The organism is Inquilinus sp. NPDC058860 (genome assembly GCF_042743185.1).
Classification (GTDB): domain Bacteria; phylum Pseudomonadota; class Alphaproteobacteria; order DSM-16000; family Inquilinaceae; genus Inquilinus.
The window spans coordinates 25,489-31,871 of the sequence record NZ_JBHYMS010000075.1; the positions used below are offsets into that span (position 1 = coordinate 25,489).

At 72.3% G+C, this 6,383-nt stretch carries 6 protein-coding genes; 4 read left to right on the top strand and 2 right to left on the bottom strand.

The window, feature by feature from the left end:
• The first annotated feature begins 8 nt into the window (after positions 1 to 8).
• Genes ACFW16_RS32505 through ACFW16_RS32520 form a run of 4 tightly spaced genes read left to right on the top strand, consistent with a single transcriptional unit; the run spans position 9 to position 3,972 of the window.
• Positions 9 to 1,049 (top strand): P1 family peptidase, encoded by a 1,041-nt coding sequence (locus tag ACFW16_RS32505; protein WP_380313196.1) that lies wholly within the window; start codon positions 9 to 11, stop codon positions 1,047 to 1,049.
• A complete protein-coding gene (locus ACFW16_RS32510) occupies positions 1,046 to 1,864 on the top strand; it encodes a M55 family metallopeptidase (protein WP_380313197.1) in 819 nt (272 codons plus the stop codon). Before ACFW16_RS32505 ends, ACFW16_RS32510 begins: the two co-directional genes overlap by 4 nt.
• A 14-nt stretch (positions 1,865 to 1,878) precedes the next feature.
• On the top strand, positions 1,879 to 2,841 hold the full coding sequence (locus tag ACFW16_RS32515; RefSeq protein ID WP_380313198.1) for an isoaspartyl peptidase/L-asparaginase family protein: 963 nt from the start codon (positions 1,879 to 1,881) through the stop codon (positions 2,839 to 2,841).
• Between the two features lie 30 nt (positions 2,842 to 2,871).
• On the top strand, positions 2,872 to 3,972 hold the full coding sequence (locus ACFW16_RS32520) for a M24 family metallopeptidase (protein WP_380313199.1): 1,101 nt from the start codon (positions 2,872 to 2,874) through the stop codon (positions 3,970 to 3,972).
• A 320-nt stretch (positions 3,973 to 4,292) separates the two neighbouring features.
• On the opposite strand, the gene mtnC is transcribed toward ACFW16_RS32520, so the two are convergent.
• A complete protein-coding gene (mtnC, locus tag ACFW16_RS32525; protein ID WP_380313200.1) occupies positions 4,293 to 5,000 on the bottom strand; it encodes an acireductone synthase in 708 nt (235 codons plus the stop codon).
• 9 nt (positions 5,001 to 5,009) lie between these two features.
• A complete protein-coding gene (gene mtnK, locus ACFW16_RS32530; protein ID WP_380313201.1) occupies positions 5,010 to 6,251 on the bottom strand; it encodes an S-methyl-5-thioribose kinase in 1,242 nt (413 codons plus the stop codon).
• Between the last annotated feature and the right edge of the window lie 132 nt (positions 6,252 to 6,383).

Genomic DNA, 6,383 nt, shown 5'->3' on the forward strand with positions numbered 1-6,383 from the left:
AGGCATCGGTGACGGCCCGTCTCGCCCGCGATTTCGGCCTGGTCTGCGGCACGCTGCCGACCGGGGAGCTCAACGCCATCACCGACGTGCCCGGCGTGCTGGTCGGCCATCTCAGCATGCATGCCGGCGACGTGCTGACCGGCGTCACCGCGATCCTGCCGCATGCCGGCAACCTGTTCCGGACCAAGACCCGCGCCGCGGTCGAGGTGATCAACGGCTTCGGCAAGAGCACCGGGCTGATGCAGGTGGCGGAGCTGGGGACGGTCGAGACGCCGATCCTGCTGACCAACACCTTCGCCGTCGGCACCTGCGCCACGGCGCTGATCCGCGCGGCGATCGCCGCCAACCCAGACATCGGGCGCGAGACCGGCACCGTGAATCCGGTCGTGCTGGAGTGCAATGACGGCTTCCTGTCCGACATCCAGGCCCTGGCGGTGACCGAGACCGACGCGCTGGAGGCAATCGCGGCGGCCACCGGCGGCCGGGCCGGGCAGGGCTCGGTCGGCGCCGGCACGGGGATGAGCAGCTTCGGCTTCAAGGGCGGCATCGGCAGCGCCTCGCGCCGGGTGAAATTCGACCGCACCCACCATCATCTCGGCGTGCTGGTGCTGGCCAATTTCGGCCGGGCCGGCGACCTGGTGCTCCCCGACGGCCGCCGCCCGGCGCCGCCTGCTGAGCCGACGCCTGAGAAGGGCTCGGTGATCGTGGTGATGGCGACCGACGTGCCGCTGGAGCATCGCCAGCTGCACCGCGTCACCAAGCGCTGCGGCGCCGGCCTGGCGCGGCTCGGCGCCTTCTGGGGCCATGGCAGCGGCGACATCGCGCTCGGCCTCTCCACCGCCGATCCGGTGGAGCACGACCAGAAGCGCGACCTGGTCCAGATCCGGGCGCTGAACGAGGCACGCATCGACCGGCTGTTCCAGGCCGCGGCCGAGGCGACGCAGGAGGCGGTGCTGAACGCGCTCTGCGCCGCCGGGCCCGCCATCGGCCGCAACGGGCACAGCCGGCCATCGCTGGCGGACTGGCTGGAGGCGGAGGAACGCAAATGAGGATCTACATCTCGTCGGATATCGAAGGCGTGGCCGGCGTGGTCTCGCCGCAGCAGGGCCAGCCGGGCAACGGCGAATACGAACGCGCCCGCCGGCTGATGACCGAGGAGGTCAACGCCGCGATCGAGGGCGCGCTGGAGGGCGGCGCCACCGAGATCCTGGTCAACGACGCGCACGGCCCGATGACCAACCTGCTGCCGGAGCTGCTGCACCCGGCGGCGGAGCTGATCCAAGGCAAGCCGAAGCCGCTCAACATGTTCGCCGGGCTCGATGCCGGCCATGCCGCGGTGTTCTGCCTCGGCTACCACGCCCGGGCGTCGGAGCAGGGCGTGCTGGCCCACACCACCAACGGCTTCGCCTTCCGCGCCGTAAGGCTGAACGGACGGCCGCTGGGCGAGGCCGGGATCTACGGCGCCTATGCCGGCAGCCTGGGCGTGCCGGTGGCGCTGGTCTCCGGCGACGACCGCTGCGTCGCCGAGCTGCGCGAGCATTTCCCGGAGGCGGAGTTCGTCCAGACCAAGCAGGCGCTGGGCAACCGCGCCGCCCGGTCGCTGCCGTTGCCGGCCGCCCGCGCGGCACTGCGCGAAGGCGCGGCCCGCGCCGTCCGCCGCGCCGGCGCGATCCCATCCTTCCGCATCGACGGCCCCTATACGCTGGAGCTGGAGATGGGCGGCCCCGCCCTGGCCGACCTTGCCGCCACCCTGCCGCCGGCCGAACGGCGCGACGGCGTCACCGTGGCCCTGCCCGCCGGCAGCGTCGCCGACGCCATCCGCTGGATGAACGCCGTCTCCGCCATGTCCGCCTTTTTGCGTTGACCCTCGAGGCTTCCATGACCGACCCATCCCGCGCCGTCCTGGCGATCCATGGCGGCGCCGGCACCATCCGTCGCGACTCGCTGTCGCCGGAGCAGGAGGAGGCCTACCACCAGGGCCTGCGCACGGCGCTGCGCAATGGCCATCTCGTCCTGGCGGCCGGCGGCTCGGCGCTCGACGCCGTCACCGCCGCGGTGATGGCGCTGGAGGAGGACCCGTTGTTCAACGCCGGCCGCGGCGCCGTCTTCACCAGCGCCGGCGAGACCGAGATGGACGCGGCGGTGATGGACGGGCGCGACCGGCGCGCCGGCGCCGTCGCCGGCATCTGCGGCCCGCGCCATCCGGTCCTCGCCGCCCGCGCGGTGATGGAGCGGACCGAGCATGTCCTGCTGGCCGGGGAGGGCGCGCGCCGCTTCTGCCGCGAGGCCGGGCTGGAGCACATGGACGCGTCCTGGTTCCGCACGGAGAGGCGCTGGGCGGCGCTGCAGGAGGAGCTGGAGCGCCGCCGCCAGGCCCTGCCGGACGACGGCGACCCGGCGCGCCGGCACGGCACGGTCGGCGCCGTGGCCCGCGACGCCGCCGGCAACCTCGCCGCCGCCACCTCGACCGGCGGCATGACCGGCAAGACCCCGGGCCGGGTCGGCGACAGCCCGGTGATCGGCGCCGGCACCTGGGCCGACAACGCCACCTGCGCCGTCTCCGGCACCGGCCATGGCGAGGTCTTCATCCGCTACGCCGCGGCGCATGAGATCGACGCCCGCATGCGCTGGGCCGGGCAGGGGCTGGAGCAGGCGGCCGAGGATGTGGTGCAGGCGCTGCTCGCCCCGGCCGGCGGCTCCGGCGGCCTGATCGCGGTCGACGCCCAGGGCCGCGTCGCGCTGCCCTTCAATTGCGAGGGCATGTATCGCGGCGTGATCGGGGCCGACGGCGTCCTGCGCACCGCGATCCACCGCGAGGCCTTCCGGGTCGAGGCCGCTTAGGGCAAGGTCCGGCGTGAACAGGAGGACATGATGGCGGTCGATTCGGGCAAGAGGCTGGCGGCGCTGCGCGCAAAGATGCGGGAGGCGGGCGTCGACCTCGTCGCGCTCGGGCCCGGGTCGCACATGCAATGGGCGGCCGGCTTCCATCCGCATGCCGATGAGCGGCCCTGCCTGCTGCTGATCGGGCCGGAGCGGGAGGCCTTCCTGATGCCGGTGCTGAACGCCGAAGGCTCGCGCGAGGAGACGGCGATCGCCTTCCACACCTGGGATGACGCCGACGGGCCGGACGCGGCGCTGGCGGCCGCCCTGGCCGATGTCGGCGCGCCTGGCGCGGCCCATGTGGTGCTCGACGAGACCATGCGGGCCGATTTCGCGCTGCTGCTGCTCGGCGCCCTGCCCGGGGCGCGGCACAGCTTCACCGACAGCACCATCGGCGCCCTGCGCATGCGCAAGGACGCGGCCGAATTCGCCAAGCTGAAGATGAATGCCGGCATCGCCGACCGCGCCATGCAGGCCGCCTTCGCCGCGGCCAGGCCCGGCATGACCGAGCTGGAGCTGGCGGCGGTGATCAAGGCGCACTTCACCTCGGAAGGCGCGTCGCCGGCCTTCTGGATCGTCGGGGGCGGCGGCAACGGTGCCTTCCCGCACCACCAGACCGGTGGGCGCCGGCTGGAGGAGGGCGACGCCGTGGTCGTCGACATCGGCGGCCGCAAAGGCGGCTTCCCCAGCGACATCACCCGCATGGTCGCGATCGGCCGCCCGCCGGAGGGCTACGGCCAGATCCACACTATCGTCGAGAAGGCGGTGCAGGCGGCGCTCAAGGCCGCGAGGCCCGGCGTGCCGGCGAAGGAGGTCGACGCCGCCGCCCGGCGCGTCATCGCCGATGCCGGCTACGGCGAGTACTTCGTCCACCGCACCGGCCACGGCATGGGCATCGACGGTCACGAGCCGCCCTACATCACCGCCACCTCCGAGACGGTGCTGGAGGAGGGCATGGTGTTCTCGATCGAGCCGGGCATCTACATCCCGGGCCGCTTCGGCATCCGGCTCGAGGAGATCGTGATCCTGCGCGAGGACGGGCCGGAGATCCTGTCCTCGCTGCCGCGCGACCTGCACGTGGTGCGGGTCTGAAGGAGCGGCGCCTGCCTCTCCCTCCGATCGACGCCATATCAGAGGGAGGCGAAGGAAGGAGGCCGCCCTGCAACCCGACCTGTTCGGCCCGCCGCTGCTCGCCGGCCTGTCCACCGTCGAGGACATCGTCTCGGCGGAGGAGGAGCGGCGGCTGACCGCGGCGATCGACGCGGCGGGGCTGTCGCCCGCTGGCGCCGCGCTCTGCCTACCACCTGTCCGGGGAAGCTCGGCACGAATGGGAGCACAGCATCCCGGAGATGGAGGCGACGCGCTGGTCGGTCACCTTCCGCAGCCTGTCCGGCCGGCAGCGCTGAAGCCCGTCAGCCGAACGCCACCAGCTCGCGCAGCTGGTCGAACTCCGCCACGATCGGCGCGCCCGCCTCGTTCGGCTTCACCGTGTCGTCGCGGATAACCTGGACCACGTGCACGCCGGCCTGCCGCGCTGCCGCGACCTCGCGCGGATTGTCGGTCAGGAACAGGATGCGGTCGGGTGCGGCGCCCAGATCGGCCGCGATCTTGAGGTAGGACTCGGCCTCAACCTTGGCGCCGATGTCGGTGTCGTAGTGCCGGCCGAAATAGGACCGAAGGTCGCCGCGGTTGGAGTTCTGGAAGAACTCGACCTGTGCCTTGACCGAGCCGGAGGAGAAGATGTGCATCGGCACGCCGGCCTTTCGCCAGCCCTCCAGCGCCGCATGGGCGTCGTCGTAGATATGCCCCTTGAAGGCGCCTTCCCTGTAGCCCTCCTCCCACACCAGCCCCTGCAGCAGCTTCAAGGGCGGCACCTTCTGGTCGGCGTCCTGCCAGGCGATCAGCGCGGCGACCGGGTCCTGGCCGGGCCCGGTCCGCTCCGCCGTCTCCCTCAGCGCGCGCCGCACCACCGGATGGTCCGGGTGCCCGGCGACGAAGGCCGGGATCCGTTCCCGCGCGAAGGGGTACAGCACGTCCAGCACATAGCGCTGCGAGCTGATCGTGCCCTCGATGTCGAGCAGGATCAGGTCGATCGGGTGGGTCTGGAAGGTCAGGGTCATCTCGGTCTCTCAGGCCGTGCGCGTGGCCGCCACGATATCGGCTATCGTCCGGAAACGCTCGGGCTCCGTCAGCATGCGGCGGGCCAGCAGCACGGTGCGGCGCTCGCAGGCGGCGCGGCGGTCCGGGTCGGCGATGCGCAGGAAATCGGCGACATGGGCGTAGCTGAACACCCGGCGGATCATCTTCAGCGCGGCGAAGCCGACCATGTCGGCGAAGATCTCCGCCTCCAGCGTCTCGTAGTCGCCGCGCAGCAGGGCGGCCGAAGCGGGCTTCGGGAACAGGTCGTCGTGCCAGGCGTCGCCGCCGCCCTCCGTTTCCCACAGCTGGCGGAAGGTGCGGCTGAAGCTGTCCCACAGCAGCCCCGGCTGCTGCAGCAGCCATTCGGCCATGGCGGCGCGGTCATCCGCTGGCGTGGCGTGGCCGGGTTGGCTCAGGTGGCTGATCAGGATGTTCGCCAGATAGGCGCCGAGGTCGAAGCCGATCGGGCCGTACAGGGCGAATTCCGGGTCGATCACCTTGGTGTCCGCCTCGGTCACCATGATCGCCGCGGTGTGCAGGTCGCAATGGATCAGCGCCTGGCCCGTGGTCAGGAAGCGCTGGGCCAGGCGGCTGGCGGCGCGCTTGAGCTCGACATCCTCGCGGAAGCCATGGGCCAGGTCGTCCAGCTGCGGGCTGGTCCAGGAACTGCGGGGGTTGTCGCGATAGGCATCCTGGAAGATCAGGTCGAGGGTGATGCGCTGCAGCTCGACCCCGGCGGCGAAGCGGGCCTGCCACTCCCGCACCCGCTCCAGCGGCTGGTGGAACGGCGAGGTGCGGTAGCAGGCGCGGGCGACGAAGGCGCCGATATCGGCCGAGACCCGGGGGAAGCGCCGGCCCTCGATCAGGGCATAGCGCAGCGTCTCGTGCGGCGTCAGCAGCTCCATCGCCAGGATCTGGCGGCCGGGATCGTAGTGGTGCAGGCGCGGCAGCGCGCCCTCCGCCAGCGGCCCGACGATGGCGAGATAGGACTGCTCGAAGAAGGCGCGGTTGTCCGGCAGCGGCCAGCTCTCGCCGGCGTGGCGCACCCAGGGCAGGGCCTGCTTCAGGCACAAGCCGCCAGCCGGGCCGCGGACCAGGAAGACGACGTTGAGGAAGCCGTCGCTGGCCTCGCGCAGGTCCCAGCCCTCCGGGGCGCCGCCGAGGATCGCGGCCAGGTCGGAATGGGCGGCGAGATAGGCGCGGGCGGCTTCGGTGTCGAGAGCGCGGGTCATGGCATGGGTTCCTGGCAGCCCTGCTCTTGCCTCTGAGGACCCCCTCCCCCTAGCCCCCTCCCGCGAGGGGAGGGGGGACTCAACAAGATTGATCGGGAGGCGAAGCGGCGCGGCCTGTGCCGATGCGAGAGC